Consider the following 16266-nt stretch of genomic DNA (forward strand, 5'->3'; position numbering starts at 1 on the left):
TTTCCATGACTGCCGCCCGCGGAAACCTGCTCCTTCCCATAACCGGAGAACAACATGTCACCGACCACCGTCGCCACCTTTGCCAGTCGCGCGGCCGAGGAGATTTTCGAGCTGCATCGCGTCTTGCAGGCCTGGTTCCGCGCCGAGGGCACTGACGATCCCTCCGTCGTCCTCGCGGCCTTCGACCCGAGCTTCCGAATGGTAGGTGCTGCAGGCAAGATCGTGACCTACGATACATTCGCGGCCAACGTACCGAAGATGCGCGGCAGCCGTCCCGGACTGGTCATGCAGATCAGCGATGTCGCAGTGTGGTTCCAGCAAGGCGATATTGCGTTGGTGACCTATCGGGAGACCCAGCGACAGGACGGGGCAGAAACGGAACGCTGGTCCTCGGCCCTGCTCAGGGATGCCCCGGGACAGGCGCGTCCTATTCACCTGCATTTGCAGGAAACCTTCTCCGGCTGACGCTGACATCGTCGTCGCGGTAGCACCGCGGAGCGACGGAGGCTCTTTCGCCTCCATCGCAGGAAAGAATCTGCACAAAAGACTTGCAGTAATATTCACGTGAAATATCATGCAATATGAACGCCAACTCTAACGGACGGAATCAAGCCGATGGTCAAGCTGGGAGATAGCGCCCCCTCGTTCGAGGAAATTCTCATCCGCTCGGAGGAGATGGACTGGCGTCCGAAATCGCTGAAAGGCGTGCATGAAAAGATGATGTGGCGCGACGAGGCGACCGGTGCCTCGGTGGCGCTGATCAAGTTCGACAAGGGGGCCTCGATCCCCGAGCCGCACATGCACGCCTCGAACCAGATGATGTTCTGCCTGTCGGGCCGGTACGAATATACCGCGACCAAGGTCACCTTGCTTCCGGGGTCCTTCTATTGCAACCCGAAGGGCAACGTGCACGGCCCGACCCTTGCGCATGAAGAGACCATCGTGGTCGAGATCTATGATGGCCCGCATTATCCCCAGCGTCCCTCGTGGTACGACAATGACGAGGATGCGCGGTGATGAGGCTGCCGCAGATCGAAATCGAGGTGCTCGAACGTGCGGTGGCGGACCTGTTCCGCGCCGCCGGGGTGGCGCAAGCGGATGCGCTTTGCGTCGCCGAAGATCTGGTAGCCGCCGATGTCGAGGGCATCGCCTCACACGGTATCATGCTGGTACCGATGTATCTCGACCGCATCAAAGCCGGCTCGGTCCGTCCTGCTGCCGACCGTACGGTCGTTTCCGACCGGGCGGCGGCGGTAGTGCTGGATGCGGCGAACACGCTGGGCCAGCCCACGGCGCGGCAGGCTGCCGGGCTGGCTGTGGAAAAGGCTAGGGAAGTAGGCCTCGGGGCGGTTGCCGTGCGCAATGCCTTTCATATCGGCGCGTTGAATCGCTATGCGCGGATGATGGCCGATCAGGGCTGCGTCGCGCTGGTCACGACCAACACCCGGCCCCTGCTGCCTGCGACGGGCGGAGCGACGCCGATCACCGGCAACAACCCGCTGGCCGTTGCGGTGCCTTCGTCGGGCGGATACGCGGCGGAGGTGGACATGGCCCTGTCCGCCGTCGCGATGGGAAAGATCCGCAACGCAATGGCTGCCGGCCAGCCCATCCCTGAGGGCTGGGCGACAGATGCCGCCGGCCGGCCCACCACCGATGCGGCCGCCGCGATACAGGGAATGCTCTTGCCCGCCGCCGGACCCAAGGGCTTCGGTCTAGCCTTCGTTCTGGACCTGATCGCCGGTGGCCTGTCCGGCGGCGCCGCCGGCCCCGAGGTCGGTGCGCTTTATGGCGATCCGGCGAAGCCCTATGCCTGCGCGGCGTTTTTCCTGGCTATCGACACAGGCCATTTCACTGACGCGGCCGCCATGGCGCAGCGCGTGGACCGGGCGCTCTCTCGCACCTCGACCAGCGCGCTGGCGCCAGGCGTGGCGCGGGTATTCGCGCCTGGCGAGTTGGCCCATGCCTCACGCGAGGCCGCCGCCGGCCTCTGTCGCCCCCAGCCCCAGGCACTCGATGCGCTGATCGCCGCCGGCGCCGGGCTGGACCTCGACCTGTCCTATCTGAAACCCAAGGAATGACCTCATGAAACAGGAAATCAAATCCGCGCGTCTCGCTGTCCCGAACGGGCATTTCAGCCAGGCGACCACCATCGAAGCCAAGGGCAAGATGGTTTTCATCTCCGGCATGACCGCGCGCCGGGCCGACGGCACCATTGCCGGCATCGGCGATGTCGAGGTCCAGACGCGCCAGGTGTGCGAGAACCTCAAGGCGGCGGTCGAGGAAGCAGGCGGCTCGCTGGACGACATAGTCCGGGTCGATTGCTATGTCCGCAACATCGAGGACTTCCCCGTCATCCACAAGGTGCGCGCGCAATACTTTCGCCCACCGGTCCCCGCCTCGACCATGGTCGAGGTCTCCAAGATGGTGAAGCCGGAATATCTCATCGAGATCAGCGCCATCGCCATCCTGCCCGAGGCCTGAGCGGAATGCGGCTTGTCACTGTTCAACATGCGGATGGTCTGCGGGTGGGCGTGTCCCGGGGCGGATTCTACGCATTGCTGCCCATCGGTGGCGGCGACATGGTGGACTGGATCGCCCGCGGCCGCGCCTCTATCGAGGCCGCCGCCGCGGCGACCACAGAACAGGTCTCATGCGCCGAGGCGCGGCTTTGCGCCCCGATCCAGCGTTTCGGCCGGGACGTGCTCTGCACCGGCTGGAACTACTGGGATCATTTCGAGGAGAGCAGGGGCAAGCGCGAGGGTCAGGACGTGGACCGACCCAAGGCGCCCACCTTCTTCACCAAGAGTCCCTATGTCGCAGCCGGACCTCATGACGACATCGGTCTCGATCCCTACGTTTCCGCGAAATGGGATTACGAGGCCGAGATCGGGCTGGTGATCGGCCGGAAGTGCCGCAACGTGCCCGTTGACCGCGCGGAACAGGTGATCTTTGGCTATTTCCTGGCCAACGACGTGTCCGTCCGCGACCTTCAGCGCCGCCACGGCGGGCAATGGCTGAAGGGCAAGAGCATCGACGGCTCGATGCCTTTCGGCCCGGAGATCGTCACCCCGGAAGAACTTGGCGATCTGGGTGAGATTCGGCTGGAATTCCTGCTGAACGGCAAACGGCTGCAGGATGCGTCGGTCAAGCAGATGGCCTTTTCCATCCCTGAACTGGTGGCGGAACTGTCCTTCGGCATGACGCTGATGGCCGGCGACATCCTGCTGACCGGCACGCCCGCCGGCATCGGCAATGCGCGCGAGCCAGCGGTCTTTCTGAAGCCTGGCGACGAGATGATCGTCCGTGCGACGGGTCTGGGGGAGCTGAAAAATCGCGTGGTTCTGGCCGACCTGCACGAGTCGAGCGACGTGCCCGCATGGGAGGACCGGCCATGAAGGCGCATTTCGATGCGACCGGTGACGTGATCGTCATCACTGGGGGGGCGAACGGCATCGGCCGCGCCCTGGCCCTGGCCGCGGCCGGCGCCGGCGCGAGCGTCGTGGTCTGCGACTTCGATCCGGTGGCGCTGGGATCTCTGCGCGGCGAGGATGCGCGGATCGAGACCGAGACGCTGGACGTGAGCGATCGCGAACAGGTGTTCCGCTCCATCGCCGCCATAGAGCGGCGCCATGGCCGTATCGATGGGCTTGTGTGCGGCGCGGCAATCCAGCCGCGCAACAACATCCACGAGATGGCGCCCGAGGAATGGTTGCACGTGCAGGCGGTGAACTTGAACGGCGTCGTCTGGTGCTACATGGCGGCGATCGGCGGGATGATCGCGCGCAAGCGCGGCAGCATCCTCGCCTTCTCGTCTGGGCTGGCGCATCAAGGCTGGCCCAAGGCTTCGGCCTATGCCGCCAGCAAGGCCGCGCTGATCGCTTTCATCAAGAGCGCTGGGAAAGAGGTCGCGGAACACGGGGTCCGCGTCAACCTGGTTGCACCCGGTGTGATCGATACACCGCAGTACCGCCGTGCGAACGAAGGCGCAGATCACGCAAGCTGGAAGGGTACGACCGGCGTCGGCAGCCCCGAGGACGTGGTGGGGCCGTTGATGTTCTTGCTGTCCGACGACGCGACGATGACCGCCTCACTGATCAGCCGCGACTACGCATTCGCACGACGGGGGTGACGACGATGACTGCCTTGACCAAGCCTGTCCTGATTGCCGGTGCCGGCCCTGTCGGGCTGATGACCGCGCTCGCCTGCAAGTTCTACCGGCTGCCTTTCGTGCTCCTGGAAGAAGACGCTTCCTTCTCGAGCGACACCAAGGCCGGCACGATCCTGACCCGCACCATCGAGGCGTTCCAGCGCTACGGTGTGGCCGAGTCTGTCTTGGGGTCCGCCCTGCGGGTGGATCTGATTGGCGAGTTCGAGCGCGAGACCAACCTGCCGCGCAACTTCGTCGATCTTGCCGCCATCTCGGAAGAGACCCGGTTCCCCTTCGTGCTGAACATGCCGCAGAACCATCTCGAGCCCGTTCTTGCCCAAGGAATGGCTGACATGCCCGAGGGCGCCATCCATCTTCGCCATCGGGTCACCGGCTTCCGGGATACAGGCGAGGGGGTGCAGGTTTCGGTCGAAACCCCCGACGGACCCAAGACATTTGAAGGCAGCTATCTCGTGGCCTGCGATGGAGGCCGATCGCAAATTCGCGAGGCCCTGGGCATCGTCGTCGAAGGCAAGACACTCGACGTCCGATATATGCTGGTCGATATCCAGGTCGATCTGGACGCCGAAAATCCGCGCGACTACCCCTACCTCGCCTATTTCTCGGATCCGCATGAGTGGATGATCCTTGTGCGGCAACCCCATTGCTGGCGCTTCCTCTTTCCGTTGGAAGCAGGTGTCGAGGAACAAACCCCCGCCCAACTCGAGGCCAAGGTCCGGCACTTCATCGGCGACGTGAAGCAGCTCGAGGTCATCAACACGATCACCTATCGCGTTCACCATCGCGTGGCGACCCGATGGCGCAATGGCCGGGTATTCCTCGCCGGCGACGCGGCACATCTGATCACGCCGATGTGGGCGCTGGGGATGAATACCGGCGTGCTGGATTCGATCAGCCTGCCGTGGCGGCTTGCGTGGGTGGCTCGCGGCTGGGCTGACCCCTCGCTTCTGGATGGCTACGAGCGGGAACAAAAGCCCTTGGCCGTGCATGGCTCGGGCGAGATGGCCGAGGCTGGACGGGCGCGCATGGGCGGGGATCGGACAGCCGTAAATGACGGGAGCGCATGGGCATTCGCCATGACTCGTTCGCTGCTGGGCGTGCGGCTCGACCTGGAGGGAACCGGCGACTGGTCCATCGTCGCGCGCGAGAAGCTGCCGCTTCGCGTGGGCGACCGTGTAGCCGATAGGCGCCTGCTGAACGGCGAGGGCGGCGAAACCTGGGTCCACGACCTCTGCAACGACAGCTTCGCGGCGCTGTGCTTTGCCGACGTGCGCCGTCGGCCGAAGCTGCCAGAACTGGAACTGCCGGGCATCCGCAGCTGGGTGATTTCGCGCTGGGACGCGCCGCTTGACAGCGGGCTGAGGCCGCAGGCGCTGCTGGATCTGGCTGGCGGCTTTCAGCGCAACGCAGGCATTCCCGATGACTGTATCGTTCTACTTCGCCCCGATGATCACGTCGCCGCGATCCTGCCGATCGACGAAACAGCTTTGCGCGACGCCTATCTGGCGGCGACGGGGAGGCGGGCGTGACCCGCATTGCGCTGGATGTTCATGCTCATCTGTTGCCGGTGCTGCCCGAAAGGCTGGCCGGTTTTGCAGAGGTCAGCTGGGACGCGGCAGCGAAAACGCTGTCGATCGACGGACATGCCGTCGGCATTGCGCGGCTGTTCCAGCCTGCGGCATTGGCCCGGTGGATGGCGGATCAGGACGTGGCCCACGCCTGGATCTCCGCTCCGCCGCCCGCCTATCGGATGCACTTGCGCGGTGTTGGCGCGCTGGAATGGTCGCGCTACCTCAATGAGGGCTTGGACAGGGCGGCGGCGGATCACGAGGGCGCGATGACGCCGCTCTACCACTTGCCGACACAAGATCCCGAAAGCGCCTGCCGGATCGTCGACGAACGTGGCGGCAAGGGACACCGCCTGTTCGCTATGCCTTCCGGGACTGGCGACGCCCGGACGCTGGCGGATGCCGAGTTCGACGGCCTCTGGTCACGGCTCGACGCGCTCGGCGCGCTTGTCTTTGTCCATCCGGGCGAATGCGCGGACGGGCGGCTGTCGGCGCATTACCTGACCAACCTGCTGGGGAACCCGCATGAAACGAGCGTGGCGATTAGCCATCTTGTCCTTGGCGGGGTGCTTGAGCGTCACCCGCAACTGGAGTTGTGCTTCGCCCATGGCGGCGGGACCTATCCGATGATCGCGGCCCGCATCCAGCGTGGCTACGACACCGCACGGCCCGGCGTCGATACCGCAGCCGCGCGTCCCTCGGACCTCGTGCGGCGGCTGCATGTCGATTGCATCTGCCACAGTCAGGAGGCGCTGTGTTTGTCCGAAGCGGTTTTCGGCGAAGATCGCCTTGTTTTCGGCTCGGACTGGCCTTTCCCGATGGGACTGGTCGAGCCGGACGAACAGCTTGCGAAGCTGAATCCGGACCGGCGTGAACGCATTACGCAGATAAACCCCACCAGATTGCTGGCAAGCAGACAGAAAGGGAGCGCATCATGACTGACTTCATGCCCGAAGGCACCAAACTCGGACCCATCGGCGACGAAGTGGTGTTCGAGAACGAACACGTCCGGGTCTGGAAGCTGGTGTTGGAACCCGGTGAGACGCAAGACTGGCACCAGCATTTTCTGGACTATCTGGTGGTGCCAATCCAGATCAGCGACAATGTGATGATCTTCGCCGATGGGCGTGAAAACCCCACCACGGAAGTGCCAGGCGATGCCCTTTGGCGCACGGCGGGAGCTCCACACAAGCTCGTCAATCGCGGCAAAGTGAGCTATCGCAATGTGCTGGTCGAGATAAAGGCCGGCAAGCAGGGTTGATCCGCTTGTCCTGTGTTCGCTGGACGCCTATCGAAGCGCCTTAGGACCCTGCATCAAACTTCAATGCGGAGGCGTCAGGGTGTTTGTAACATGGCGCGCCACTTCGGTTCAAAAACTGCGAACGTCCATTCCCGCCGATTTTGCGCCCCGATGCGGTAGCAAGGGTCCTGAGAAGTTAGCTGCTTAGGCCCGGCAAATTAGTCCCGGCAAGCAGGTTGCGCAAATTCACCTTGGAGACTTTGCCGTTGGCATTGCGCGGCAAAGGAGCGTTCAGCAATTCCACCATCTCGGGCACCTTGTAGTCGGAAAGGCGTTCTGAACAGAACATTCTGACGTCCTCTTCGCCGAGCGGCTTGCCGTCGGCGAACACGAAGGCTGCAACGCGTTCGCCGAGAACAGGGTCCGGATAGCCGACAACGGCCGCCTCGACTATTGCGGGGTGCTGCGCCAGGACGTTCTCGACCTCTACCGAGTAGATCTTGAAGCCGCCGCGATTGATCATGTCCTTCCGGCGATCGAACAGCCGCACGTAGCGATCGGCGTCCTCGCAGCCGATGTCTCCGGACATCCAGTAGCCGCCGAGGAAGCTCTTGGCCGTTGCGTCGTCATTGTCCCAATATCCGGGCACGACCATCGGGCCGCCCACGAGCATTTCTCCGCGCTCGCCGGGAGCGACCTCCCGACCGTTCTCATCGACGATCACGACGTCGGCAAGCGGGAGCGGCTTGCCGACGGAATCCGGATTGACGGCTATGTCGGCCGCCGGAAGGATTGTCACCGGCGAACATGTTTCGGTCGATCCGTAGACATTGTAGAGACCCAGCTCCGGCAACGTTTCGCGCAGACGTTCGATGGTGGCCGGCGGCATAGGTGCGCCGCCGAATGCGGCGATGCGCCAGCTCGCCAGGTCGAACGAGCCGAAGTCGGGTTCCAGCAGGCACAGATTGTACATGGCGGGCACCATGAGCGAGTAGGTGATCCGCTCTCGGCTCGCCTCTTGAAGGAAGTGTCGGGCCTTGAAGTTCCTGAGGATGACGGTCGTGCCCCCGGCATGGATGGTGGCAAGCAGGATTGCGACGAGGCCGGTGACGTGACTTGCCGGCACAGACAGGAAGGACACGTCCCGGTTCGAAAGATCAAACGCCCAGGCATAGTGCAAGACTGAATGAATGGTCGAGACATGCGTCAGCATTGCGCCCTTCGGCTGGCCGGTCGTCCCTGACGTGTAGAGTATGCAGACCGTGTCTTCCTGGTCGATTGCGGGCGGCTCGACGTAACCGTTGTCGGCCATGAGTTTCGCAAAGGGGTGGGCGGCTCCGGCTTCCTCACCGCCTGCGACGAAAAGCGATCGGACGCTGGGAATCCTGCTCGCATCGGGCACGTTCCGGAGATACGACGCATCGGCGATCAGCGCCGATGCCCGGCACTGATTGATGGCGAAGGCGATCTCGGGTTCGCGCTGGCGTGTGTTGAGCGGGACCGAAATCAAGCCCGCCTTGGCAACGGCTAGGAAACTGACGACGAACTCGACCTCGTTGTCCATCAACAACGCTATCCTCTCGCCCTTGCCGAAACCGCTGCGCATCAGGTTGGAGGCGACGCAGTCCACGTTGCGGGCCAGTTCTGCGTAGCTGATGCGCCTGTCTCCAGCCACGATGGCGGTTCGCCTGCCATTGGCCGTCGCCGCGTCCTGGAACATCTGGCCGATCGTGGGCGGGCGATCGGCGAAACACCGGACAATGCGCTGACCGTACAGGACTTCCTGGCGAATGGCGGGAACAGGTCGCATGAGGCAATCCCGGAACCTATGCAGCGAGCGAAGTCGGGGCTGGCAGACGCAGCGAGGCGCCGGTTTCGCCATCGAACAGATGGATACGCGTCGGATCGGCGGTCAACCTGACGGCTGTGCCGCGTTCGACCGCCGCCGTGCCCTCCAGTTTGGCGACGAGGGGCTCCGATGTGCCGATGTCGACATATGCCAGGGTGACTTCGCCAAGGTGCTCGACGAGCGCGACCGTCCCCGCAAGCAGATGGTCCGCGCCTTCGGCCAGTCGAAGGTCCTCCGGACGAACACCCAGCTTCACGAAGCCTGCCTCTCGGAAGCTGCCTTGGGGTACCGATATTGTTTGACCCTGAAGGCCGACGCGGCTGGCACCATCGTACGAGGCATCGACGATGTTCATTGCCGGTGAGCCGATGAAGCGGGCAACGAACAGATTGGCGGGTCGTTCATATAGCTCGAGCGGCGAGCCTACCTGCTCTATGCGGCCCGAGTTGAGAACGACGATCTTGTCCGCCAGGGTCATGGCTTCGACCTGGTCGTGCGTGACGTAGATCATCGTCGTGCCCGGCAATTTATCCTTGAGCCGGGCGATTTCGATGCGGGTTGCCACCCGCAGTGCAGCGTCCAGATTGGACAGCGGTTCATCGAACAGAAAGACCTGCGGATCGCGAACGATCGCCCGCCCGATGGCGACGCGCTGGCGCTGTCCTCCCGACAACTGCTTGGGCAGGCGATCGAGATAGTCGGTCAGTTGCAGCATTGCCGCAGCCTGCCGCACTTTGAGATCGCGCGCCGGTTTCGGAACGCCGGCCATCTTCAAGCCGAAGCCCATGTTGTCCCTCACCGTCATATGCGGGTAGAGCGCGTAGTTCTGGAAGACCATGGCAACGCCGCGCCTGGCAGGCGAAACATCGTTGACGACTGTCTTGCCGATGGCAATCGTGCCATCGTTGATCTCTTCCAGGCCTGCAATCATGCGCAGCAATGTCGACTTGCCGCAGCCGGAAGGCCCAACGAAGACGACGAATTCGCCCGAACGGATTTGCAGGTCGATGCCATGCAGGACTGGCATGTTGCCGTAGTGCTTGCGTGCGTTGGCAATTGTTACGTCGGCCATGTTTCCTCCCGGATGTCCAATTGTTGCGCGGTTGGCGCGTCGGGCCGGATAAGCCCTTCATGTTTGAGTTCCGCCCAGAGATCGGCGGGGATGTCGCGCCGGACATGGGCGAGATTTTCTTCGGTCTGCTCGGGCCGAAATGCGCCCGGAATGACAGAAGTGACCTGCGGGTGCAGCAGAGGGAACTGCAGAGCGGCAGCGGCAAGGGGAACCTGGTGCCTTCGGCATACGGCCTGGATCCTGCGCGCTTTGTCGAGCTGGTCGGAGGTCGGTTCGCTGTAGTTGTATTTGGCTCCGGTCACCGGCCCTGTGGCGTACAGGCCGGAATTGAAGACGGCCCCGATGACGAGGCCGATGTTCCGCTCCACGCAAAGCGGGATCTCAGCATCCAAGGTGTCCTGCTCGCCTATCGTGTACTTCAGTGCCAGCAGGAAGAAATCGATGTCGAACAGGTCGACGAAGCGCGGGATCATACCAAGTTCGTTGATGCCGGCGCCGATCGCCTTAATGGCGCCGGCCGCCTTCAGGTCGGCCAGCGCCCGGAAGCCGCCATTGGCCAGTTGGGCCGTCTTGGCCTCAACCATCGCCCGCGATCCCTGGTGCCAGACGTCGAGGTCATGGATGATCAGAAGATCGACCCTATTCATGCCGAGCCGTTGCAGGCTGTCTTCGTAGGCCCGCATCACTCCATCGTAGCTGTAGTCGAAATAGTGCTCGAAATGCAGCCCACCGGCCCAAAAGCCGGTATCGAATTCGGCTGGGCGCGCCGGCGCGCGCAGTATGCGTCCGACCTTGGTCGAGAGGATCACTTCGTTGCGGTCTTGCCGATAGAGGAGACGGCCGACCCGATGCTCGCTCTGTCCTCGCCCGTACCATGGTGCCGTGTCGAAGTAGCGAATGCCCGCATTCCAGGCTCCTTCGAGCGTCGCCTCGGCGTCGCGCTCGGTCACCTTGGTGAACAATTCTCCCAGGGGCGCGGCGCCGAAGCCGATCTGCGGCAGCATGACTTCCGATCTGCCGAGGCGGCGTTTGCGGAAAGGGTCCATCTGTCGTCATACTCCAGGTTGGATGGTCGCCGTCGCCGTCAGTAGGTGGCTCGGCCACCAGAGACGTCGAACACTGCGCCGGTCGAGAACGAGCATTCTTCGGATGCGAGCCAGCACACCAGGCTTGCGACCTCCTCGACGAGGCCGAAGCGGCCGATCGGGATCTTGGAGAGCATGTAGCCGATGTGCTCTTCGGTCATCTGGTCGAATATCTCGGTCTTCACCGCAGCCGGCGTGACGGCGTTCACGCGGATCTGGGTCGAAGCCAGTTCCTTGCCGAGCGACTTGGTGAGTCCGATCAGGCCGGCCTTCGACGCAGAGTAGGCTGATGCGTTGGGGTTGCCATCCTTTCCGGCAATGGAAGCGATGTTGACGATCCGGCCGTAGTTTCGCTTGCGCATGGACGGTATCGCCGCCTTGCAGGCGAGGAAGGCGCCTGTCAGGTTCACCTCCATCACACGGCGCCAATCATCTGCCGTATAATTTTCCATGAGCATGTTCGGCCCGGTGATGCCGGCGCTGTTCACCAGGATATCGAGGGAGCCGAAGCGGCTTTCGGCAGCTGCCGCCGCCTTGGCAACGGAAGGCTCGCTGGCAACGTTGGCTGCAAACCCTTGCGCGGACTTGCCCAGGCTGGCTGCCGAGGCGTCGGCCTTGTTGCCATCGATGTCGACGATGGCAACGGAGCCGCCCTCGTCGACAATTCTCCTTGCGACTTCGAAGCCGATGCCACGAGCACCTCCGGTGACCAGCGCGACCCGTCCCTTGAATCTTTCCGACATGGTTCTTTCCCTGAATGCCGCGTTCACGGCGCGATGCGGTAGGTTTTGATGGCGTTGTCGCGCCAGAAGGCGCGAAGTTCGGCGCTCGTGGCGTGCTGAAGGTAGCTGTCCAGCAACGCTATCCATCTTTCGGGTCGGACTGCTTGCAATGTGACCGGCCAGTCGCCGCCGAACATGGTCCTCTCGAACCCAAAGACCTCGAACGCCACATCCAGATAAGGGTGGAGGTCTGCAGGCGTCCAGTCGGCGTGTGCCTCGGTTGCCACCCCCGAGATCTTGCACAGGACGTTGGGGTGCTGGGCAAGTTCGCGCATCTGACTTGCCCAGGGTTCCATGGTGCCGGACCTGATGTCCGGCTTGCCGATATGGTCGAGGATCAGAGGAAAGTCGGGCACTTGCTCGACGAACCTGAGAATATTCGCCATGTGACGATGGTCTATGCAGATATCGAAGGAAAGGCCGTATTCTGAGAGCGTGCGGACGCCTTCGACAAAACTTGGCCTCAGGCAGAAATCGATATCTTCTTCGAACTGGATGATGCGCCGAATGCCTCTCAGAATCGCGTGCCGGGCCAGGCGCTCCAGATCCTCACGGACGGCTGTGCCCTTGTCCAGCGGCGCCCATGCCACCATCGCCTTGATCCGCGGATCGATCCTTGCCTGGTCTGCGGCCCATGCAGCCTCATCGAGGTAGCGATCGAACCTCGCTTCGCATTGAACAAAGACCATTGCTTCGATGGAGGTGGACGTGAACGCCCGGGCATAATCTTCGAGGAGATACGGCTTGTTCAGCAGCTCGTTCTCCTCGAGCCAGGGATAGGGGATGAGAGCCGGGTTCCACAGGTGGAGATGGGTATCGACGATCGGAATATCTGGCACAAACCACTCCCTTGCCGCGTGAGGCGCTGCCGCCCGAAAAAATCGGAGCTCATTCACAAGCCACTTGCGCTGCCAGGGGATGTATGGCACAGCTGAAGTTGTAGGACAACCGTATTGTTGAGTGACAGGTCGAAAACTGATGACTGCGGCCGCACGGCAGGAATGGATAGCAGCGCAACTTTCCGACATCGTCGGCAACTCCGGCTTGGTGATGGCTTCGGAGGGGCTGGGTCGCTATTGCCGCGACTGGTCTGGCGACATCGTCGGCATCCCACTTCTTGTCGTGCGGCCGCGGGGCGTCGAGCAGGTGTCTCGCATCGTCGCTTTCTGCGCCGCAAACGAGCTCAAGCTGGTGCCGCAGGGAGGTCACACCGGTCTTGTCGGCGGCGGGACGCCGACTGACCGGGGAGATGAAATCATCCTCAGTCTCGAGCTGATGAACGAGATCGGCGCACTCGACGAACACAATTTCAGCCTGGAGGTCCAGGCAGGCTGCATCCTGGAGAATGTTCGCGCCCATGTTGCGGATCGTGGCTTTGTTTTCCCGCTGGCGCTCGGATCTCAGGGCAGTTGCCAGATCGGCGGTGCCATCGCCACGAATGCGGGGGGGCTCAACGTGCTTCGCTACGGCATGATGCGCGAGTTGGTGCTCGGGCTGGAGGTAGTCCTGCCGGACGGGCGCATCTGGAACGGTCTGAAGGCCCTGCGCAAGGACAATACCGGCTACGATTTCAAGCAAGTGATTCTGGGTTCGGAAGGCACGCTTGGCGTCGTTACCGCCGCAACGTTGAAGCTGTTCCCTCAGCCTACCCAGATTGAGACGGCCTTCGTGAGCCTTCATAGCCTTGAGGCCGTTATCGATCTCTATGGTCTCGCAAGGCGTCGGCTCAGCGACCTCCTCTCAGCCTTCGAACTGCTGACGCAGGAAGGGGTTGAGATTTCCGGGCAAGCGAATCCGCTCGGCGAGCCCGCTCCGATCTATGTGCTGATCGAGGTTTCGGCCAGCGGTCCCGTCGATGTGCGTTCGTTGCTTGAATCGTTCCTGGAAGAGTCGATGGGATCAGGCCTGATCGCGGACGCGGCGCTGGCAACCAGCACCGCCCAGGCCGCGTCGTTCTGGAAGATTCGCGAGGAGGTCATCGAGGCGCAGTTGCGGCGTGGGCGCCACCTGCGCACCGACGTATCAATGCCAATCTCTGCCATTCCAGCGTTCATTCGAATTGCCGGCGATGTGATAGGCAAGATTTCGTCCGACGCGATCGTGCTGGCCTATGGCCATGTCGGCGACGGCAACCTGCACTTCAACGTCGTGCCGCCCGCATACCTGGATGAGGGGGCGAAGGTTGCCTTTCTGCACGAATGCGAGGAAGCCATCTTCGCGGTCGTGGACGAACTCGATGGATCGATCAGCGCCGAGCACGGCATCGGCCGGCTCAAACGTGAAGCCTTCCTGAAACGGATCTCGCCCGTCCATGCCGACCTGTTGCAGGCGTTGAGGACGGCGTTCGATCCGGCGGGAACCCTAAGTCCGGGCCGGATGCTCAAGGAGATGCCGAGATGAAGATCAATACGCTCGATCGCCCGGTCCGCCTTCCGGCGAGAATTGCCGATGCGCTCATGAAGGAGATCTCTGACGGCCGGCTTCAACCGGGCGATCGCCTTCCGACGGAACAGTACTTGGCGGAAAATTTCGGCGTCAGCCGCAATGTCGTGCGCGAAGCCATTGCGCAATTGCGGTCGGCAGGTGTGGTTCATTCCCGACAGGGCCACGGCACTGTCGTTGCCGAGCCGGAGAAGCCCTTCCACATCGAGTTCGACCAGGGCACGCAGGGTGGACAGTTCCAGAATGTCTACGAGTTGCGCATGGGCATCGAGATGCAGGCCGCGGCACTTGCCGCTCTCAGGGGGGGCGAGGACCAGTTAGCTGCCATCTCGGCTACGCTTGAGCGGATGGAGGAGGCCGAGCGCTGGCAAGCCGAAGGCGTGGACCTCGACATAGAGTTTCATCTTGCCGTCGCCGCTGCGTCCGGCAATCCGCTTATCGGCGAAGCAATCACGTTTCTCACCAGCAGGATGCGCGAAACCATCGTGGCCACGCGCGAACGTTCTGGCGAGGTCGTCGGCGAGGTCAAGCGGCTGACCATCGACGAGCACAGGGCCATCCGCGATGCGATCGTGGCTCGCAATCCTGCGGCAGCCAAACGGGCGGTCGCAGCGCATATCACCCGCGCGGCACACAGGCTGGGCTACGACCTGCCCGAGGAAAGCGCAGGACTGGACTCATAAGCGGACCGGACCGAATCCGGGGGAGGAGAGGCGGATCAATCCGCCCGTGGCGAAGCCTTGGTCAAAGGCAGGCGTCACAACATCATGATGGGAGAAGAATGATGTGTTCCGAGAAGACGATTTCACGCCGCGGTTTCCTGGGCGGGCTGGCCCTTGCCGGACTTTCCGCCGGTCTCGTTGCCAGGATTGAAAGGTCATATGCGCAGAATTTCAGCGGCGAGCTCAAGGTGCTTTGTGATTCTGCCAAGCGTCCCGCGCTGCAGGCGGCCGTGGACAAGTTCAGCGCCCTCAATCCGAACCTGACGATCCGCCTCAATGGCGCAAGCGTAGACCAGCTCATGGCCACCGTGCGCATGCAACTCTCGTCGGGTACTGCGCCTGACGTGGTGCCTGTATGGCCGGGTGGCGGCGTACCCCTGTCGGTACACCAGATTGCGCCCGGTGGCTTCTTAAGCGATCTCAGCAGCCAGCCCTTTGCAGCGAACATACCGGCCTTCGCCAAGGACGTCACCGAAGTCGATGGCAAGCTCTATTGGTTCGCCAACCAGCCATCGGTGATCGGACCGATCGTCAATCTGCGGGTCTGGAAGAAGGCCGGTCTTGAGCAGCCGAAGACTTGGACCGAGTTCCTCGCGGCCTGCAAGAAGCTCAAGGAATTGGGTGTCGTTCCAATCGCCCTTGGCGCGGGCACGCAGTGGATCACCCAGCTGATCAGCTATGCGCTGGTGGCGACAACCGTCTACGCAGACAACCCGCGCTTCTCCGAAGACATGAAGGAAGGCAAGGCGACTTTCGTCGGATCGGCCTGGGAGGAAGCGCTGGAGAAATATCTCGAACTGCAGAAGCTTGGCTACTTCAACGACAATCCTGCAGGCACTTCATTCGAAGAATCCCAGCAGCTTGTCGCTTCCGAACAAGCCGCGATGGCAGTTCACACCTCCGGCACCATGGCGGGTATGATCAAGGCTGCCGGACATCGCGACTTCGTCATGTGGCCGCTGCCGGGCCGCGACGATGCCAAGCAGACGAAGATCCCGGTCGGCATCACCAATGGCTACGGTGTCACCGAGAGTTCGAAGAACAAGGATGCGGCCATCGCTTTCCTCAATTTCATGAACGAGCCGGAGATCCAGAGTATCTGGGCCGAAATCACGCTCGTGCCCGTCTTCGGCATGCCGGCGGAGAAGACGGACCCGATCTACACCCAGGTGATGCAGTTTGTGAACGACGGGCGCGGCGCCTTGTACATGGACAACAAGTGGCCGAACCCGCGCGTGCAAGAGGCACACTTCGTCGGCATCCAGGAGCTCCTGTCCGGCTCGTCCAGTGTGAAGGATGTCCTTGGACGGATGGACGCCGCATTCAAGTCGGCATGAC

The 16266-nt window shown here is 62.6% G+C and carries 17 protein-coding genes; 12 read left to right on the plus strand and 5 right to left on the minus strand.

Annotated elements, in window-relative coordinates:
- Positions 1 to 54 precede the first annotated feature (54 nt).
- The 9 genes from AmiPiv_RS00640 (at position 55) to AmiPiv_RS00680 (ending at position 6997) form a co-directional block, all read left to right on the plus strand.
- Complete coding sequence (locus AmiPiv_RS00640; RefSeq protein ID WP_340035310.1) at positions 55 to 465, plus strand: DUF4440 domain-containing protein; 411 nt, start codon at positions 55 to 57, stop codon at positions 463 to 465.
- A gap of 150 nt (positions 466 to 615) precedes the next feature.
- The gene (locus tag AmiPiv_RS00645; protein WP_340035311.1) at positions 616 to 1017 is read left to right on the plus strand and encodes a cupin domain-containing protein; all 402 of its coding nucleotides are present in this window, start codon (positions 616 to 618) and stop codon (positions 1015 to 1017) included.
- Complete coding sequence (locus AmiPiv_RS00650; protein ID WP_340035312.1) at positions 1017 to 2078, plus strand: Ldh family oxidoreductase; 1062 nt, start codon at positions 1017 to 1019, stop codon at positions 2076 to 2078. The genes AmiPiv_RS00645 and AmiPiv_RS00650 overlap by 1 nt, the downstream gene beginning before the upstream one ends.
- 4 nt (positions 2079 to 2082) lie before the next feature.
- A complete protein-coding gene (locus tag AmiPiv_RS00655; RefSeq protein WP_340035313.1) occupies positions 2083 to 2481 on the plus strand; it encodes a RidA family protein in 399 nt (132 codons plus the stop codon).
- A 5-nt stretch (positions 2482 to 2486) separates the two neighbouring features.
- A complete protein-coding gene (locus AmiPiv_RS00660) occupies positions 2487 to 3395 on the plus strand; it encodes a fumarylacetoacetate hydrolase family protein (RefSeq protein WP_340035314.1) in 909 nt (302 codons plus the stop codon).
- Positions 3392 to 4129, plus strand: a complete 738-nt coding sequence (locus AmiPiv_RS00665) for an SDR family NAD(P)-dependent oxidoreductase (RefSeq protein ID WP_340035315.1) — start codon at positions 3392 to 3394, stop codon at positions 4127 to 4129. The genes AmiPiv_RS00660 and AmiPiv_RS00665 overlap by 4 nt, the downstream gene beginning before the upstream one ends.
- Positions 4130 to 4134: 5 nt before the next feature.
- Complete coding sequence (locus tag AmiPiv_RS00670) at positions 4135 to 5697, plus strand: FAD-dependent monooxygenase (RefSeq protein ID WP_340035316.1); 1563 nt, start codon at positions 4135 to 4137, stop codon at positions 5695 to 5697.
- On the plus strand, positions 5694 to 6674 hold the full coding sequence (locus AmiPiv_RS00675) for an amidohydrolase family protein (RefSeq protein ID WP_340035317.1): 981 nt from the start codon (positions 5694 to 5696) through the stop codon (positions 6672 to 6674). The genes AmiPiv_RS00670 and AmiPiv_RS00675 overlap by 4 nt, the downstream gene beginning before the upstream one ends.
- Entirely contained in the window at positions 6671 to 6997 is a 327-nt protein-coding gene (locus tag AmiPiv_RS00680) for a hypothetical protein (protein WP_340035318.1), read from the plus strand. Before AmiPiv_RS00675 ends, AmiPiv_RS00680 begins: the two co-directional genes overlap by 4 nt.
- Before the next feature lie 175 nt (positions 6998 to 7172).
- Here the strand turns inward: AmiPiv_RS00680 and AmiPiv_RS00685 are convergent, their stop codons facing one another.
- The 5 genes from AmiPiv_RS00685 to AmiPiv_RS00705 all read right to left on the minus strand — a co-directional run bounded on the left by AmiPiv_RS00685 (position 7173) and on the right by AmiPiv_RS00705 (position 12603).
- A complete protein-coding gene (locus tag AmiPiv_RS00685; RefSeq protein ID WP_340035319.1) occupies positions 7173 to 8858 on the minus strand; it encodes a class I adenylate-forming enzyme family protein in 1686 nt (561 codons plus the stop codon).
- Positions 8803 to 9897, minus strand: coding sequence for an ABC transporter ATP-binding protein (locus AmiPiv_RS00690; protein WP_340035320.1), 1095 nt, complete (start codon positions 9895 to 9897; stop codon positions 8803 to 8805). Before AmiPiv_RS00690 ends, AmiPiv_RS00685 begins: the two co-directional genes overlap by 56 nt.
- Complete coding sequence (locus tag AmiPiv_RS00695) at positions 9885 to 10901, minus strand: aldo/keto reductase (protein WP_340035321.1); 1017 nt, start codon at positions 10899 to 10901, stop codon at positions 9885 to 9887. Before AmiPiv_RS00695 ends, AmiPiv_RS00690 begins: the two co-directional genes overlap by 13 nt.
- A gap of 80 nt (positions 10902 to 10981) precedes the next feature.
- Entirely contained in the window at positions 10982 to 11725 is a 744-nt protein-coding gene (locus AmiPiv_RS00700) for an SDR family NAD(P)-dependent oxidoreductase (protein ID WP_340035322.1), read from the minus strand.
- Between the two features lie 23 nt (positions 11726 to 11748).
- Positions 11749 to 12603, minus strand: a complete 855-nt coding sequence (locus AmiPiv_RS00705; protein ID WP_340035323.1) for an amidohydrolase family protein — start codon at positions 12601 to 12603, stop codon at positions 11749 to 11751.
- Positions 12604 to 12742: 139 nt separating this feature from the next.
- On the opposite strand from AmiPiv_RS00705, the gene AmiPiv_RS00710 reads away from it, so the two are divergent.
- The 3 genes from AmiPiv_RS00710 to AmiPiv_RS00720 all read left to right on the plus strand — a co-directional run bounded on the left by AmiPiv_RS00710 (position 12743) and on the right by AmiPiv_RS00720 (position 16265).
- A complete protein-coding gene (locus tag AmiPiv_RS00710; RefSeq protein WP_340035324.1) occupies positions 12743 to 14164 on the plus strand; it encodes an FAD-binding oxidoreductase in 1422 nt (473 codons plus the stop codon).
- Positions 14161 to 14889, plus strand: a complete 729-nt coding sequence (locus tag AmiPiv_RS00715; protein WP_340035325.1) for a FadR/GntR family transcriptional regulator — start codon at positions 14161 to 14163, stop codon at positions 14887 to 14889. Before AmiPiv_RS00710 ends, AmiPiv_RS00715 begins: the two co-directional genes overlap by 4 nt.
- Positions 14890 to 14990: 101 nt before the next feature.
- Entirely contained in the window at positions 14991 to 16265 is a 1275-nt protein-coding gene (locus AmiPiv_RS00720) for an ABC transporter substrate-binding protein (protein WP_340035326.1), read from the plus strand.
- Position 16266 lies beyond the last annotated feature (1 nt).

The sequence above is a fragment of the Aminobacter sp. Piv2-1 genome, from assembly GCF_037625995.1.
Lineage (GTDB): Bacteria > Pseudomonadota > Alphaproteobacteria > Rhizobiales > Rhizobiaceae > Aminobacter.